This is a genomic window from Aeromonas sp. s6 (assembly GCF_040907815.1).
GTDB lineage: Bacteria > Pseudomonadota > Gammaproteobacteria > Enterobacterales > Aeromonadaceae > Aeromonas > Aeromonas caviae.
In genome coordinates, this window is the sequence record NZ_JBFOCN010000056.1 from 1 (window position 1) to 16,060 (window position 16,060).

Annotated in this window: 16 protein-coding genes and 1 pseudogene; 3 read left to right on the forward strand and 14 right to left on the reverse strand. The window is 63.3% G+C overall.

The features are described from left to right. Positions 1-67 precede the first annotated feature (67 nt). A complete protein-coding gene (locus tag AB5Y50_RS08850; protein WP_039039924.1) occupies positions 68-1,030 on the forward strand; it encodes an IS1595 family transposase in 963 nt (320 codons plus the stop codon). Positions 1,031-1,056: 26 nt separating this feature from the next. Here AB5Y50_RS08850 and AB5Y50_RS08855 read toward each other — a convergent pair whose 3' ends face one another. From AB5Y50_RS08855 to trmA, 5 genes and pseudogenes are all read right to left on the reverse strand, one after another. Then, positions 1,057-1,239, reverse strand: a complete 183-nt coding sequence (locus AB5Y50_RS08855; protein ID WP_010676075.1) for a hypothetical protein — start codon at positions 1,237-1,239, stop codon at positions 1,057-1,059. Positions 1,240-1,293: 54 nt separating this feature from the next. After that, positions 1,294-2,619: a two-component system sensor histidine kinase RstB gene (gene rstB / locus AB5Y50_RS08860; RefSeq protein ID WP_069784934.1), complete on the reverse strand. Its 1,326-nt coding sequence runs from the start codon at positions 2,617-2,619 to the stop codon at positions 1,294-1,296. A 113-nt stretch (positions 2,620-2,732) separates the two neighbouring features. Then, positions 2,733-2,822 (reverse strand): annotated as a pseudogene (locus AB5Y50_RS08865) (two-component system response regulator RstA); the annotation flags it as partial. Between the two features lie 25 nt (positions 2,823-2,847). Then, positions 2,848-3,555 (reverse strand): two-component system response regulator RstA, encoded by a 708-nt coding sequence (gene rstA / locus AB5Y50_RS08870; protein WP_010676073.1) that lies wholly within the window; start codon positions 3,553-3,555, stop codon positions 2,848-2,850. Positions 3,556-3,820: 265 nt separating this feature from the next. Then, complete coding sequence (gene trmA / locus AB5Y50_RS08875; RefSeq protein WP_069784935.1) at positions 3,821-4,954, reverse strand: tRNA (uridine(54)-C5)-methyltransferase TrmA; 1,134 nt, start codon at positions 4,952-4,954, stop codon at positions 3,821-3,823. A gap of 169 nt (positions 4,955-5,123) precedes the next feature. Here trmA and AB5Y50_RS08880 point away from each other — a divergent pair, with 169 nt between their 5' ends. Continuing rightward, entirely contained in the window at positions 5,124-6,245 is a 1,122-nt protein-coding gene (locus AB5Y50_RS08880) for a DUF5610 domain-containing protein (RefSeq protein ID WP_069784986.1), read from the forward strand. A gap of 94 nt (positions 6,246-6,339) precedes the next feature. After that, positions 6,340-6,873, forward strand: a complete 534-nt coding sequence (locus AB5Y50_RS08885) for an ATP--cob(I)alamin adenosyltransferase (protein WP_042016441.1) — start codon at positions 6,340-6,342, stop codon at positions 6,871-6,873. Between the two features lie 154 nt (positions 6,874-7,027). On the opposite strand, the gene malZ is transcribed toward AB5Y50_RS08885, so the two are convergent. The 9 genes from malZ to AB5Y50_RS08930 form a co-directional block, all read right to left on the reverse strand. Further along, positions 7,028-8,857 (reverse strand): maltodextrin glucosidase, encoded by a 1,830-nt coding sequence (gene malZ, locus AB5Y50_RS08890; protein WP_041215804.1) that lies wholly within the window; start codon positions 8,855-8,857, stop codon positions 7,028-7,030. 245 nt (positions 8,858-9,102) lie between these two features. Further along, positions 9,103-9,951, reverse strand: coding sequence for an HDOD domain-containing protein (locus AB5Y50_RS08895; RefSeq protein WP_039039670.1), 849 nt, complete (start codon positions 9,949-9,951; stop codon positions 9,103-9,105). Positions 9,952-10,020: 69 nt separating this feature from the next. After that, on the reverse strand, positions 10,021-10,440 hold the full coding sequence (locus AB5Y50_RS08900) for an META domain-containing protein (protein WP_069784936.1): 420 nt from the start codon (positions 10,438-10,440) through the stop codon (positions 10,021-10,023). A 178-nt stretch (positions 10,441-10,618) separates the two neighbouring features. Further along, positions 10,619-11,980, reverse strand: a complete 1,362-nt coding sequence (gene yegD / locus AB5Y50_RS08905; RefSeq protein ID WP_069784937.1) for a molecular chaperone — start codon at positions 11,978-11,980, stop codon at positions 10,619-10,621. A gap of 104 nt (positions 11,981-12,084) precedes the next feature. Then, on the reverse strand, positions 12,085-13,074 hold the full coding sequence (locus AB5Y50_RS08910) for a 2-hydroxyacid dehydrogenase (protein ID WP_042878605.1): 990 nt from the start codon (positions 13,072-13,074) through the stop codon (positions 12,085-12,087). A gap of 77 nt (positions 13,075-13,151) precedes the next feature. Then, complete coding sequence (locus tag AB5Y50_RS08915; protein WP_041211972.1) at positions 13,152-13,631, reverse strand: CreA family protein; 480 nt, start codon at positions 13,629-13,631, stop codon at positions 13,152-13,154. Positions 13,632-13,652: 21 nt separating this feature from the next. Then, complete coding sequence (locus AB5Y50_RS08920; protein ID WP_010676063.1) at positions 13,653-14,099, reverse strand: DUF962 domain-containing protein; 447 nt, start codon at positions 14,097-14,099, stop codon at positions 13,653-13,655. A gap of 237 nt (positions 14,100-14,336) precedes the next feature. Further along, positions 14,337-15,197, reverse strand: a complete 861-nt coding sequence (locus AB5Y50_RS08925; protein ID WP_010676062.1) for a hypothetical protein — start codon at positions 15,195-15,197, stop codon at positions 14,337-14,339. A 156-nt stretch (positions 15,198-15,353) separates the two neighbouring features. After that, positions 15,354-15,740, reverse strand: a complete 387-nt coding sequence (locus AB5Y50_RS08930; protein WP_010676061.1) for a TraR/DksA C4-type zinc finger protein — start codon at positions 15,738-15,740, stop codon at positions 15,354-15,356. Positions 15,741-16,060: the final 320 nt, after the last annotated feature.

Genomic DNA, 16,060 nt, shown 5'->3' on the forward strand with positions numbered 1-16,060 from the left:
GGCGCTGTCCCAATTACATGTTGAAAGGCTAACCTTGAAGTAGGTCATCACCCTGAGGGCCTCCATCATGGATACCCAAGCCTTTCAACATCTACTGTCTCTCTTTCCACAGCTCACCATGCGCCAGCGTCGCCTCGCGCAACATGAACTCACTACCCCTCACCCAATCACCTCGCTGGCCGCTCAACTCCCCGCTTGTCGATGTTGCCCTCACTGTCAGGCCGAGGCTACGCAGTTGGCTCCCTGGGGTTGGAGTCGAGGGCTGCGTCGTTATCGCTGCAAGCAGTGTCTACGCACCAGTTCCGTTCTCACCAAGACGCCTCTGGCTCGACTTCGCAAGGCACAATGCTGGGAAGACTACGCCCAGGCCCTCATCGACGGTCTGACCGTCCGACAGGCTGCCGTCCGCTGCGGAGTCTGTAAAAACACCGCCTTCTTGTGGCGTCACCGCTTCCTGAAAGCCATGGCGAGTCACCAGGCGGCACGGGAAGGGGGTATCGTCGAGGTTGATGAGACCTTCTTCTTGGAGTCGTTTAAAGGGCAACGTGGTTTGCCCCGCCCGGCCCGCCACCGTGGGGGCAAAGGCCGTACCCGAGGCACAGGGCCGGATTACATCCCGGTGATGGTGGTTCAGGACCGGGCTGGTCACCATGCGGATTTTCAGTTGGAGAAAATGAATGCCGAGACGGTGATAGCTGTTTTGACACCCCTTGTCTCGTCAGATGCGGTGTTGTGTAGCGACGGCGCCGGGGTGTATGCCAGTTTCAGCAAAGCGCAGGGAGTGACCCATCAGGTCGTGCGCAATCGCCAAGGCGAGCGTGTGGTTGGCGCGTACCATATCCAGCATGTAAACGGATATCACCGTCGGTTGAAAGAGTGGATGGAGCGGTTCCATGGGGTAGCGACCCACTATCTGAGAAATTATCTGGGTTGGCGAAGGATGTTGGAGCGCTACGGGCGGGAAGTGAATGTACCACGTTGCTTGCATGAGGCGCTGGGGCGCCCCATGCAACACGTAATTGGGACATAGCCTTTTTCATGGCGGAAGCGGGCAGCTTACTTGGTCTTGGGAGCAACCTTGACGGCCGGCGCCTTGGCGTGGGCTGCCTTGTGATGTTTTTTCACGACCTTGGTCTGGGTGGCGTGGGGAGCGGCGGCCTTGGTCGGGGTGGCGGCCATGGTGAAGCCGGAGGTCAGGGCGAAGACAGCGGCCAGAGTCAGGGGGATCAGCTTGTTCATATTCCAGTTCCTCGTTCGGTTTGATGACATGGAGCGTTTCTCCATGACTTCATCCTAGGGCTGTTCGACCTGCGGTTCAGTGAGCGACTGGTGACGGTTTGTATCCAAATGTACGGGCAGGGTCAGGCAGAAACGGGCACCGCTGCTGCTTGGCAGCAGTTGCACCTCGCCGCCGTGGTGGTGGGCGATGCTGCGCACGATGGCCAACCCCAGCCCGGCGCCGCCGGTGCGTCTGTCCCGGCTCTGATCCAGGCGCACGAAGGGCTCGAAGATTTGCGGGGCCAGCGCGGGATCGATGCCGGGGCCATCGTCGGCGACCTCCAGCAGATAGTCGTCCCCCTGTCGCGCTATGCAGAGGCTTGCCTGGCTGGTGGCATGGCGCAGGGCGTTGCCGATGAGGTTTTCCAGCGCCCGGTCCAGCAATCGGGTGTCGCCGCGCCAGGGCAGAGCCATGGCCGGGCGCACGAAGTCGAGCCGCTTGTCCGGTCGCAGGGCCTGCCAGTCGGCAAGGCGGCTGCCGGCCCAGCTGCCGAGCTCCAGATCGCTGCATTGCAGCGGCAGTTCGGGGCGATCGAGCCTGGCATAGGTCAGCATCTCCTCGATGAGGGCATCGAGGGCGCCGAGGTCCCGCTCCAGTCCCTGCTGCTCCTCGGGTGAGGGAGGCTCGGCCAGCATGGCGAGGCGATAGCGCAGCCGCACCAGGGGGGAGCGCAGCTCGTGGGCGATGGCGTCGGTCAACTGCTTGCGACTGGCCAGCATGGCCTGCAACTGCTCCGCCATCTGGTCGAAGGTGCGGCCGACCCGGCCCAGGCTGCTGCCGGGCGGCAAACCGGTGCGACAGGAGAGATCCCCGTCGCCGACCCGGCGGGCGGTCTGTTCGAGCTGTTGCAGGCCGCGCCAGTGGGGGCGCAGCCAGAGCAGGATGGGCAGGCCGAGGGAAAGGCCGATGAGCAGCAACAGCCCCACGTCCACCCAGTGCAGCTCGTGCAGGTAGGAGAGGTAGGGGACGGGGCCGACGATCAGCACCTTGTCGGTGTTCGGGATGCGCTGCAGGAAGGTGTCATCCTCCTCGACGATGACGATGTTTCCCGCCTCGAGGAAGGCCTGATCCTCGCTGGCCAGGGGCTGGTTGGCGAGGACGCCGATCTGCAGCGGCAGATTGAGCTGGCGGCTCTGTTCGCCGGTGCGGGCGGCCCAGTGTTCCGGCGGCAGCCGGGCCAGCTCGCCAGTGAGCAGGCCGAGGGAGCCTTGCATCATCCGCTCCAGATAACGGTCCCCCGCCCGCTCTGCACTGACCTGATAGACCAGCCCGATGAGCAGAATGGCGAGGGCGAAGCAGCCTATCAGCAACAGATAGAACTGGATAAACAGGCGTCGCATCGGGGCTCTCCTCTTGCCTGGATTGCGTCTGGACATTGCCTTGTTGCCCCTCATCCCCAACCCTTCTCCCGCAAGGGGAGAAGGCTGAGTGCATCAAGGTCATTCGGCGGGGCTTATTCCCAGGCCTGGGGCACCAGCAGGTAACCTTTTTGGCGCACCGTCTTGATCCAGATCGAGTTGTTGCTGTCATTCCCTGGCTTCTGGTGTGCAGGCGTGTGAGACACCAGCTCATTCCCAAGCCTGGGGTACGAGTAGATAACCCTTTTGGCGCACCGTCTTGATGCGGGTCGGGTTGTTGCTGTCATCCCCGAGCCGGCGGCGCAGACGGGAGATGGCCACGTCCATGCTGCGATCCTGGCCGTCGTAGTCGCGCCCCCGCAGGCTGCGAAACAGCGCCTCCCGCCCCAGGATCTGGCCGGCGTGGCAGGCCAGCTCCCACAGGAGGTCGAAATCGGCGGTGGAGAGGGGGATGCTCTCCCCATCGAGGCGCACGTCCCGACCCGGGCCGTCTATCTGGAGGCGGCCGAACTGCAGGCGCTGGGGCGGGGCGGCGGGGACCACGGCCTGCTGGCTCTGCCCCTGCTGGCGAAACTGGACTCGCAGCCGGGCCAGCAGCACCGGGGGGGGCGTGGTCTTGAGGATGTAGTCGTTGGCCCCCAGCTCCAGGCTCAGGATCTGGTTCATGTCGCTGTCGAGCGAAGTGAGCATGACGATCGGGCCGGCAAAGCGCGGGCGCAGATCCCGGCACAGGGAGAGGCCATCCTGCCCCGGCAGCATGATGTCGAGCAGCACCAGATCCGGCTGCTCGGCCAGGGCCCTGTCGAGTGCCCGGTCACCCCGGGTCTCCAGCAGCACCTCGATGTCGTGGCGACCGAGCCAGCTGCTGATGAGCTGGCCTATCTCGGGATCGTCTTCAACAAACAGAACGCGTGGCATGGTGGCGTGATTCCCCGGTCATGGCGTGAGTGGACGTGTCGCCAGCATAACGGCTGCGTCCGCGCTCTGCACCGGGATAACTAATCAATGCGGGGGTTTTTGCCCCTTCTCCCGGGGGAGAAGGGGGGACAGGATGAATCGGTTGGTATCGGGCCGCCCCCACTTGTCCCGTGGCGGGTCGGGGCAGCGCGATGAGGCAGGATCCGTGCCCTTCAGTGGCCATAGCGGCTCCGGCTGCCATGGAGCAGCCGGGGAACAGCCCGGATCAGCCGCCCTTGCGCTTCAGGTACACCCCGGCTTCCATGTGGTGGGTCCAGGGGAACTGGTCGAACAGGGCGAAGCGGGCGATCTCGTGGGTTTCACCGAGCACGGCCATGTTGGCCTGCAGTGTCTCGGGGTTGCAGGAGATGTAGAGGATGTTGTCGTAATCCTGCACCAGCTTGACGGTGGCGTCGTCCAGACCGGCCCGGGGCGGGTCGACGAAGATGGTGTTGCACTGGTAGGCGCCAAGATCGACCCCCTTGAGGCGGTTGAACTCCCGCTCACCGCGCATCGCCATGGTGAACTCCTCCGCCGACATGCGCAGGATGATCAGGTTGTCGACACCGTTGGCGGCGATGTTGAACTGGGCGGAGTCCACGCTCGGCTTGGCGATCTCGGTGGCCAGCACCTTGCGAAAGTTCTGCGCCAGAGCGATGGAGAAGTTGCCGTTGCCGCAGTAGAGCTCCAGCAGGTCCCCCTCGCTCTCTTTGGTCACGTCCAGGGCCCAGCCCAGCATCTGCTCGTTGATGGCGGCGTTGGGCTGGGTGAAGCTGTTTTCCACCTGTTTGTAGACCAGCTCGCGCCCCTGCACGGTCAGGCGTTCGATGACGAAGTCATCCCCGAGGCAGATCTTCTGCTTGTGGGCGCGGCCAATCAGTTGCAGCTCGAACCCCTTGGCACGCAGGTCGGCCTGCAGCGCCTCGGCGGCCGGCTGCCACTCGGCTTCCAGCTTGCGGTGGTAGAGCAGGCTGACGCAGATCTGGCCGGACTGGGTGGAGAGATAGTCGATCTGGAACAGCTTCTTGCGCAGCACGGGGTGCGGGCGCAGCCCGGCCAGCAGCACCGGCATCAGCCGGTTGATGAGCAGGCTGGCGGTGGGGAAGCTGTCGACCCGGATGATCTCCTTGGTGGCCGGTGCATACATGCAGTGGAAGAGGTCGTCCCCCTCGTGCCAGATGCGGAACTCGGCGCGCATCCGGTAGTGCTCGGCAGGAGAGGCGTGCAGCTCCAGCGCAGGCGGATTGAAGGGGGCGAACAGCTGGGTGAGGCGATCGCGCTTCTCGTCGAGCTGGGCCTGGTAGTCGGCAGGAGTCCGTCTGCCCTGGGCGTCGGCGGAAGAGGGCTGGGATTGAGTCATGGATACCTCGCATGCACCGGGCTGAGCCGGGGAAAGACCGGGGGAAGGCCGCAGCCAACCAAAGGGTGGGGATTTTAAAAGGCCGTTGCGGATTGTCCAAGTTTTTTGTGGTCAAGAAGTGGCCAGTCGGGCCGATAACCGATCCACCACTATAGGCGGGAGAGTAATGATGCAAATTGATGGCATGGGCACAGCCCAACCCAAGGGAGTGGGCATTGCTCCCAAATCGCCTCAACAGACGGAGTCGAAGACGGCGGACAAGGGGGATGAGGTCTCCCTGAACAAGCCCCCGAAATGGGCCCAGGTGCTGATCCAGCAGGCGCTGCAATTTGCGCTGGAGATCAACGGCCAGGGCTACAAGGCACCCAAGGTGCAGGAACCCCAGGAGATCACCCCGGAGACCCTGTTCGATTTCCAGTCGGTGGCGGACAACGTGTTGCAGTTCGTCACCGGGCGGATAGGCGCGGCCCGTGCGGACGGCAAGTCCGACGACGACCTGACCAAGATGATGGAGCAGGCCCGCAAGGGGGTGGACAAGGGCTTCGGTGACGCCAGGAAGCAGCTCGGTGACTGGGCGGACAACGAGGACATCAAGACCGGCATGGATCAGAGCTACAAGCTGATCCAGAAGGGGCTCGATGAGTTCGAGAAGGAGTTCTTCGGCAAGGTGTCGACCACGGATCTGGGGGATGCCAGGATGGCCAGCCGCCAGCAGGCCCTCCTCGAGATCGAGACCCGGGACGGGGACAAGGTGATGCTGCGCTTCAGCGACAGCTGGCAGTTCAAGTCCCAGAGCGATGGGGGTGGCAGCCAGTTCAGCCTCAAGTCGAGCCAGAGCTTCGACTTCTCCCTGGAGGGGGATCTCGACAGTGCCGAGATGGATGCCATCGGCACCCTGGTCAAGGGGCTGGACGAGCTGGCCGGGCAGTTCTTCAAGGGGGGCGACGGCAAGACCCTGGCGGACGGGCTGAACGGGCTGCAACTGGATGACAGCCAGCTGGTCTCCTACTCCCTCAAGCTCAAGCAATCGGCCAAGTTGAGTCAGACCTACCAGGGGGCCAGTTCCCTGCAGGAGAGCCTCAAGCCCCTGGCGGACTACCTGCCGAGGCTCAGCCGGTTGCAGCAGCAGGCCGACGCCCTGCTGCCCCCTTCCCAGCAGGAGGCGCTGACACCCACCGTGCTGGCGGCGCGGGGTCAGGACGGGGCGACCCAGGGGGCAGGCTTCATGGGCTTCAACCAGCGGATGCTGGAGGCCATGCGGCTGCTTGGCCAGCAGATGGCGACCGGCTAGTCTGGTGACGCCCCCGTGATGCTGGCGGGGGCGGGGTGTTTGCCAGCCCGTCCCCGGGCTGGCACACTGCCCTTTTCCCCAGCCCGGCGATGCCATGAACCCCAAGAAGCCAAGAGACAAGCGCGAGCTCTGCTACCCCTTCATCTTCGAAACCCAGTTCCAGTGCGACTACGAGATCGCCACCGACGAGCTCTGCTGCCAGGTGGGGGCCGTGCTCTCTCATCTGATGCCGGATGAGGATACCCGGCCCGTGATGGCGGATCTGGCGACCCTGCAGCGGCTCATCTACAACCTCAACGGCTCGGTGCGGGGACGGCTCGGCATCTTCGAGGAGGATCTGGACTGGCTGAAGGGACGGTACGATCACTACAACGAGGCGAGTCGCGGCCGGGTGACCGGCTTCGTGCTGCCCCAGGGGCCCCAGCCCATTCCCACCCTGCACCTGTGCCGCTGTGGCAGCAAGAAGGTGGTGCGTCTGCTGGTACGCCTGGAAGAGAGCGGCGTGCGTTTCGATCCCATCCTCTATCGCTTCGCCAATCTGCTGGCCAACTTCTTCTTCGTGCTCACCGTCTACCTCAAGCAGGCGTGGGATGTGACCGAAGTCCCCTATGTCAGCATCAACTACTGATGAAGAGATGATGTTTGATGCATTCGTCGCATCACACATGGCGGCGTAGGGTTATTGGATCGAAAAACCGCGATGAGGCAGCATCCGTCACTTCGGGGGATGCAGGCATAAAAAAACCGGCGCCCCGAGCGCCGGTTTTCTATTGCCGCTATCCCTAGCTCGACAGCAGTACCCTGGCGGAGTTGGCCGGGATGGTGAGCTGCACCTCCCCCTGCACCACCTCGAACTTGTCGCCGTTGAAGGCGTCGGTGAAGCGGCTGGCGGGGCTGGCGGTCTGCCACAGGGGCAGGCTGATGGTGCGCGGCTCCGTGGGGTGGCGGTTGCAGGCGACCACCACCTGATCGCTTTGCAGGGTACGGGCGAACACATAGCTGTGAGGGCCGGCGTAGAGGGTCTGGATGTCTCCCCGACGCAGGGCCGGGCGCTGGCGGCGCAGCTGGATCAGGCGGCGATAGTGGTCGTGCAGCACGTGATCCCAGTCGGTGGTATCCCAGGGGAAGCAGCGGCGGCAGTCCGGGTCGTTGCCGCCGGAGAGCCCCACCTCGTCGCCGTAGTAGATGGAGGGCACGCCGATGTAGGTGATGAGCAGGGTGGCGGCGAGTCGCATCCGCTGCTTGTCTTCCCCCAGCAGGTGCAGGAAGCGGGCGGTGTCGTGGCTGTCCAGCAGGTTGAACTGGGCCAGCTGGTTCTTGAACGGAATATGGGCCCGCGCCAGCTTGAGCCAGTGATCCAGCTCGGTGGCGCTGATCTTGATGGGGTGATAGGCGATGTCCTGCCCCGCCAGGAAGGCGCGGATGGGGTGGGCGAAGCCGTAGTAGTTCATCGCGCCATCCTCCTGATCCCCCTGCAGCCACTGGCTCGCCTCGAAGAAGTGCTCGCCCAGCACGTAGGCGTCCGGATTCTCCTGCTTCACCGCGCCGCGAATGGCGCGCACATGGCCGCGATTGCCCTCGGCAGTGCCCCGCTCCCCCAGCATGTGGATGACGTCAAAGCGCCAGCCATCGATCTGGTAGGGGGCGCGCATCCAGTAGCGCAGAATGGCGTTGTCTGCCCGATAAACGGCGTCCTGCACCTGTTCACTTGAGAAATCCAGCTTGGGCAGGCTGCGGATCCCTTTCCAGCTAACATAATCCCCTTCCTGATCGAAGGTGTAGAAGCTGCGCCAGGGGGAGTCCGGGTTGCTCTGGGCGCCCAGCGGCGGGCAGAACCAGGGGTGCTCGGTGGAGGTGTGGTTGACCACCGCATCCAGGATGATCCTCATGCCGCGCTGGTGCAGGTTGCGGGTCAGCTCGGCAAACTGGGCATTGGTACCGAGGTGCGCATCCACCTTGAAGTAGTCCTGAGTGTCGTACTTGTGGTTGCTCGGCGAATCGAAGATGGGGTTGAGGTAGAGCGCCGTCACCCCCAGGGATTGCAGGTAGTGCAGCTTGGCGTCGATGCCCGCCAGATCCCCGCCGTAGAATTCACAGGCGCCGTGCCCCTCTTCGTGGCGGCTGACCGGCTCGCCCCAGGCCTTGCTGATGACCGCCTTGCCCCTGTACTCGTACTCGTGATGCTTGACGCTCAGCGACGGGTCGCCGTTGCAGAAGCGGTCGGGGAAGATCTGGTAGAACACCTGATCCTGCACCCAGGCCGGGGGCTGGTGATGGCTGTTGAAGCGGAAATGCTGCTCCCGCGGCGGCATGGCGGCGCTGACGCCTGCCCCGTGCAGCCACCACTGCTCCTCGTCGGTGAGGCACTTGAAGCAGTAGAGGTGGATCTCCTGCCCTCTGGCCAGCGGCAGTTCGACCTGCCAGACCTGAAGCCTGTCCCGGGTGGCGACCGGCGTCATGGCGACCAGATACTCCTCGTTGTCCGGCTCGTGGCGCAGCCACACCTCGCGGATGGGGGCGTCCAGCTCGCTGAACAGGGTGAGCTGCAGGGTGTCGGCATTCTCTTTGAACCAGGGTGCCGCCTGGGGGTGAAACAGGAAGGGATGGGTCATGGTATCTACTGTGTCAGAGAGGCTCAGGAGTGGGGGATGGGCGCAGGCCATCTTATCCCGTCCATGGGCGTGTGTATGTGACGACCGGCCAGAATGAGACGGTGCTTCCGGCTTGGCTGGGCGGTCTGCCGTGACGCTATTGGGTCAGCAAATCGGCAAGGGCGTTGCCCTGTTCGTGCAGCTGTTCGAGCTGATCCGCCAGAATGAGACGGGGATCCGGCTCCTGCTGATCGGCCGTCGTACATCTACTGGGTCAGCAAATCGGCCAGGGCGTTGCCCTGCTCGTGGAGCTGCTCCAGCTGATCCGCCAGGCTGGCGGGATCCAGCCCCAGCTGGTCAGCCAGGGTTCTGGGGAAACGGGCGATGATGGCCTGTGCCGGTACGCCGGCCTGCCAGGCGAAGGAGACGAAGACGGCGAGCCGGATGAGCACGGCCTCCTTGCTGACCGGATCGTGGGAGAGGGGGTCGAGCTGCTGGGCGATGGCATCCACGAAGGCGGGCGACAGGTTCCAGCGCCGCGCCAGCTCTGCGCCGAGCTGGGCATAGTCGTAACCCAGCATCTCCCGCTGGGCATCGACCCGGCTGCTGCCTTTCTCGATGGCCAGATTGATGAGTCCCGCCTCTTCCGGCAGGGTGCTCTGGATCAGCAGCTCGCCAATGTTGTGAATGAGGGCGCAGGTGAAGGCGGTCTCGGGATCCACCGAGGTGGTCTGCTGTGCCAGGGTGCGGGCAATGGTGGCGACCTGGAAGGTCTGGGTCCAGAAGTGGAGCTTGTCAAAGCCGGGAGGGGCCTTGAAGCTGCTGATGATGCCGGAGGCGACTACCACGGAGCGCAGGCGGTTGAAACCGAGGCGGATCACCGCCTGTTCGATGGAGGTGATTTCATTGCCACGGCGCAGGGCGGCGGAGTTGGCCATCCGCAGTACCTTGACGCTGATCACCTGGTCCATGGCGATCTTGGCCGCGATCTCGTCGATGCGGGCATTCTCGTCGTTGAAACTCTGCATCAGCTCGTGCAGCAGTTTCGGAATTGTGGGCAGTTGCTTGATCTTGCCAAACAGGCGATCCATCGACATGGCTGAGGCAGCCTCCATTGCTAACAATGCCTCATATTGTGCCACAGCCTGGCCAGTTGTTCCTGCTGGCGAGCGGTTTTGTGAGCCCTAGTACACCCAGTCTTGCAGCCTGTATTCCAAACGGTGCCGTTTTCCCTGGAGGATCAGGGTCTGGGTGGAACCGCTCAGTGTGGCCCCCTCCGTCAGGGTGGCGAGCACGGCCTGCTCTATCAGATTGAGTTCGGGGGGGCAGGCCATGGCGGTGCTGCCGAGGCTGGTGACCCAGAGCTTGTTCCCCTTGAGGTGACCCTGGCCGAAGTAGCGGTTGCAACCGGCGATGCCGTTGACGGTGAAGTGTTCACCGATCTCGATGTCGGGGGGATTGCTGCGGCGGCTGGCGATGGCCTGGCCATCCAGCCGATCGAGCACCCAGTGATGGTGTTGCAGGTCTTGCGAGGCAAAGCGGGGAGCACTGCTGCAGGCGCTGAGCAGAAGCAGGGCGAGCAGCAGTAGCAGGTATCTGGGCATTGAAGGGGCTCCGGTGGTGGGTATGACAAGCATACCCGTCCCCGGGCCCGGGCGGCAGGGCGAGGGGGGAGGAGCCCGACCGCTTCTGTCGCCCCGGGGGAAGAGGGGGTGTCGGCAAATGGCAACACCCGCCCCGAGCGAACCTGTCTACCTGTTGCCCATGGCTCCCCTGGCCGTCTCAGTCTGCAAACAGGCGCTCGGCATAGCGGGCGAGGCCCGAGGCCACCGAACCGAAGTCATCACCCCCCTCCAGCGGTACCTTGGGCAGTTTCTGCTGGATGAAGGCCTTGATGAGGGGGGAGCGGGCACTGCCGCCGGTGACGAAGACCCGGTCAGGCTGCACGCCTGCCGCCAGGATAGCCTCGTCCATCAGCTCGCCAATCTTCTCCAGCAAGGGGGCGGAAGCACTGGCCAGCTGGGGGCGGGTGAGTGTCGCCTCCAGCCCTTTTTCCAGCTCGTTCAGGGTCTGGTGATTGTGCTCGTGGTCGGAGAGGGCGATCTTGCCCTGCTCGGCGCGCCACACCAGTTGATGGCTCAGCTTGTGGGCCCGCAGGCTGGCAAGGAGCGGGAGCTTGCTGCCTGGCTGGCTGTCGAGCTGGAGATCCTGCAACTGGCGGGCGGTATCCAGGCTGTAGAAACGGCTCTGGGCACTGACGTCATTGATGGCGGCGGCGTCCCAGAACAGGGGATGGGGCAGTGGCTTGCCGGTCTTGAGGGTCTCGTGCATGCCGAGCAGCGGCATCATGCCCTCCACGGTCAGGCGGATGTCGAAGTCGTTGCCCCCGATGCGCTGGCCGCTGTGACCGAGCAGATCGCCGCTGCGATCCAGCTGGTCACGGTGGCTCGGGCCCATGCGCAGTACGGAGCAGTCGGTGGTCCCGCCCCCGATGTCCACCACCAGCACCACCGCATCCTCGGTGAGGCGCGCTTCGAACTCGAAGCCGGCGGCCACCGGCTCATAGAGGAACTCCACCCGCTCGAACCCGGCGAGGCGTGCCGCCTCCCTCAGGATGGCGATGGCCTGGCGGTTGCTCTCTTCCCCCGCCAGTCCCTGGAAGTTGACCGGTCGGCCGATCACCGCCTGGCGGATGGTGCTGCCCGTCTGTTGCTCCGCCTCCCGGCGCACGTGCAGCATCATGGCGCAGACGATGTCCTCGAACAGGGCGATCTGGGGAGCCTTGAGGCCATAGGCCCCGAGAAAGGATTTGGGGGACTTGATGTAGTAGCCCTCGTCCGGCTCTTCCAGATAGCGCGCCAGCGCCGCACCGCCGAAGCTCAGCTCGTCGATGAGTCCCTCTTCGCGCATCTGGCGGCGCACCGCTTGTGCCCGGGTCACCACGGGACCGCGCAGCTTGAGGTATTCGCTCTGCTGGACGGGGGCCAGGCCTTCGGCCAGGAGGCCGGCGATGGCGTCCCGGTGGGGGGCGTGCAGGGTGGAGGGAAGGTAATGGGAACCGGAGAGGGTCAGCAGCCTGGGGCTGCCCTGTTCCATCACGGCGACGGCACAGTTGGAGGTACCGTAATCAAATCCGATGAACATGCTGGCCAGACTCCTGTACAAAAAAGGGCTGGTAGCCTACCCGATGCCGCCGGGTCTCACAACCCGGCGGCGGGATCAATGGCGTGGCGACAACGCCTCAGGGATCACTCCACTTCGTTGTCAGAGCGGCCCTGGCTCTCGATGGCCTGGATGTTGCTGAGGGTGGTGTCGGCGATGGCGTGCAGCGCCTCCCGGGTCAGGAAGGCCTGGTGACCGGTGAACAGCACGTTGTGGCAGGCAGACAGGCGGCGGAAGACGTCGTCGGTGATCACCTCGTTGGACTTGTCCTCGAAGAAGAGGTCTTCCTCCTCCTCGTAGACGTCCAGCCCCAGGGCGCCGATGCGGGAGGTCTTGAGGGCCTCGATGGCGGCGTTGGAGTCGAGCAGGCCGCCCCGGCTGGTGTTGATGATCATCACCCCGTCCTTCATCTTGGCGAAGGCCTCCTTGTTCAGCAGGTGATAGTTCTCCTTGAACAGGGGGCAGTGCAGGCTGATGACATCGGACTGACGGAATAGGGTGTCGAGATCCACGTACTCGGCGCCCAGATCGATGGCCGCCTGGTTCGGATAGGGATCGCTCACCAGCAGGCGCATGCCGAACCCCTTGAGGATGCGCAAGGTGGCGATGCCGATCTTGCCGGTGCCTATGATGCCGGCGGTGCGGCCATGCATGTTGAAGCCGACCAGCCCCTCCAGGGAGAAGTTGGCGTCCCGGGTGCGCTGATACGCCTTATGGATGCGGCGGTTGAGGGTCATCATCAGGCCCACCGCATGTTCGGCAACGGCCTCGGGGGAGTAGGCAGGCACCCGCACCACCTTGAGTCCCAGCTCCTTGGCGGCGGCCAGATCCACGTTGTTGTAACCGGCGCAGCGCAGGGCGATGACCCTGGTGCCGTACTGCGCCAGCTCGGTCAGCACTTCGCGGTCGGCATCATCGTTGACGAACAGGCAGACCACGGGGAAGCCGTGGGCGAGACGGGCCGTCTTGGCCTCCAGCCGCACGTCGAAGAACTCCAGATCGAAACCGTACTGGGCGTTGGCCTGGTGGAAATGTTCCTTGTCGTAGCTCTTGGTACTGAAAACGGCGACTCTCATGGTGCGCTCTCCGTAGATAATGATGTGGTTAAATTACAACAAATAGTGACCGTCATCACGGGATAAGTGGTGCTGTTTCAACCCCAGGGCATGATGGGGACGGCACTCACTGCACTCTTGTACGAACCATCCACCAACTTGGTGCTGTAAGTCAGATAGACAAGGGCATTGCGCTTCTCGTCGTAAAAACGCACCACCTTCTGCTCCTTGAACACCAGCGAGGTGCTGACATCGAACACCTCTTCCCCCGCCTTCAGCCTGGCGGGCAGGGTGATGGGGCCGATCTGGTGGCATGAGAGGGAGGCGTGGGAGGGATCTTCCGCCAGCCCGAGTCCGCCCTTGACGCCGCCGGTCTTGGGGCGCGCCAGATAGCAGGCGACACCGGCGATTTTCGGGTCGTCGAACGCCTCCACCAGGATCTTGTGGTTGGGGCCGAGCAGCTTGAAAGCGGTGCTTACCTCGCCGACGGGATCTGCCTTGTCGGCCAGCACCGGGCCGGCCATCAGTGCCCCCAGCAGCAGGGGCAGGGTGCGAGCAAGGGTCTGAAGATGTCTCATGGTCTCTCCTGTTGGCCTCCCTCAGAAAGGGATGCCCAAACGACGATAGAGGCTGGCTAGCACCCAGGCGGGGCCTACCAGCAGAAATTGCAGGTCGGTGAGAAAGGAGGGGCGTTTCCCCTCGATATGGTGACCGACGAACTGGGCTATCCAGAACAGCACGAACCCGATGAGGGCAGGCCACAGCAGCGGCCCCTGCCAGACGTGGCAGAAGGCCAGTCCCAGGGCGGTCAGGGCCGTCATCCCCGTAAAGATCGTCAACGACAGCCGCAGGTAGAAGACCAGCACCGGGATGGCCGCCAGCCCCGCCCAGTTGAGGGACGCTGGCAGGGGACCGGCGGGCAGGCACCAGAGCAGTGCCAGGATGCAGAGGTAGATGCCTGGCACCGCCACCTTGTGGATGGCCACATTGACGGGGTGTTGATGGCTCTGGCCGTAGTCGCGAAACCAGTCATCCAGTCGTTTCATGGCACCTCCCTGGTGCGCGTATTGAGGCCGGGCGACCTCGCGTTCCTGTGCGTCTGCGGCGGGCTGCGCCCACCGGATGGGATGACCCGCGGCTGATCACGCTCCCGGCGGTGGATATTCCCAACACCGGAGACCCTGTCCGTTCACGCTCGCAGCGGTGGATATTCCCAACGTCGGAGACCGTGTCTGCTCATGCTCGCAGTGGTGGATATTCTCAACGCCGGATATCGTATCCGTTTACTCCTGCGACGGTGGATATTCCCAATATTGGGCCGGAATGCTTTTGAGCAAGGGGGTCATGTCGGGATTGGGCAGGGCGATGGTGACTCTCTGCTCCAGATTGGCGCTGGCCAGGGCCTCGCGGATCTTGGGGTTCTCCCGAAAGAACGCCATGAAGCTGCCGTCGGCATAGGCACGCTCGAGGCCGGTCTGGATCGCCTTGGCCAGCTTCGGCGACTCCGGGCTGACGAAGAAGAACTCGGCGAAGGGGTAGCGGATCAGCAGGTGCTGATCGATCACCAGGTTGGGATATTGTGCCGCCAGCTCGCTGCGTTCGGCGAAGATTTCCACCAGACCACGGGGGAAGAAATCCAGCTTGTCGCCGTCATTCATCAGGCGAAACAGGTTGCTGTAGCGCCCGGCATAGGTGGGAATGCCTGCCAGTTCCAGGATCTTGTTGTCGGCCCAGCCCACCCCCTGTGCGGCTTTCAGTTTCTTGAGGTCTGCCAGGGTGTTGATCTGGTTGAACCGCTCCTGGGCATCAGCGTGGATGAAGGAGAGGCGCAGCCCTTCCAGGCCACGAAACAGCGGGATTGGTACTGCGGTGAGGGAGGATTCCAGCGCGCTGGAGGTACCCATCCAGAACACATTGATGACCTTGCCCTTGGCAAGCGCCTGCTGGAGGCTGTACTGGTTGAGATTGAGGTCGACCCGCTCCAGCTTGTAGGGCTGCCCGGCGTGGTTGAGCGCCAGTTCCAGCAGCTTGAGCTGGTATTCGTTGTCGAGATCGTTGATCGGTCGGCTGGGGACCTTGACGGTGAGCGTCTGTGCTTGTGCCAGCAATGGCAGGCACAAGCACAGCCTGATGAGCCATTTCACGCTTTGATCTCCTGTAGGATCCGGGACTTGCCCGGAGTCTAACAGAAGTTGTCACGCTCTTGCTGTGAAAGGGGCCGGGGATCACCCGGCCGCGTCATCTTCGGGCATGACCTGCCCTGTGCCCGGCTCGTACCGAGGCCGGGCTTGTTCGCCGCATCAGGCGACGCGACGGAACACGTGAGTGTCGTTGAATTCCTTGGTGCTCTGGCATTCAACACAGAAGCGGGACTCGGGACGGGCCTGCAGCCGCTTGAGAGAGATCTCGTCGCCACAGGATTCGCAATAGCCGAAATCCCCTTCATTGATCCGCTTCAACGCCCCTTTCAGCTTGCGCAGGTGCAACTTGTCGTGCTCGATGCGGTTCAGCTCCAGGCGACGGGCCTCCTCGACACTGGCACGGTCAATTTCATCCGCCATCTCGTTGGTATCGGTGGCGATAGCCTGGCTGGCCTGGGAGTTGAGACGTTCTTCGAGCTCAAGGATTTGTCGCTCGATCTGGCCTTTGTAGAAGGTCAGTTGGTCTTCTGTCATGAAATCACACATACGGTTTGCTACCAGTCAGTTTCCCAATGTTACCCATTGATGGGGGCTGTCTGTCGTCAGACCAAGCCCTTGTATCCCGTTTTGCACCAAATCCATGCAGGAGAGTGCAAATCAGGGCGGGCCTTGTACCAAAAAAATGCAGACATGCAAAGGAAATTGGATAAGGAGTGTGCGCCCTTGCAAAGAAATGGGCCTTCTCCGACAGGGTCTGACTGAGTATCGAACGAGATCCCGCCGCCGTTGGCATCGAGCTTGCAGTGGGCTGATCGTGACACAAAGTGTTTAGTATTTGGTGCCGCGCTGGTCATTATACAGGCCGT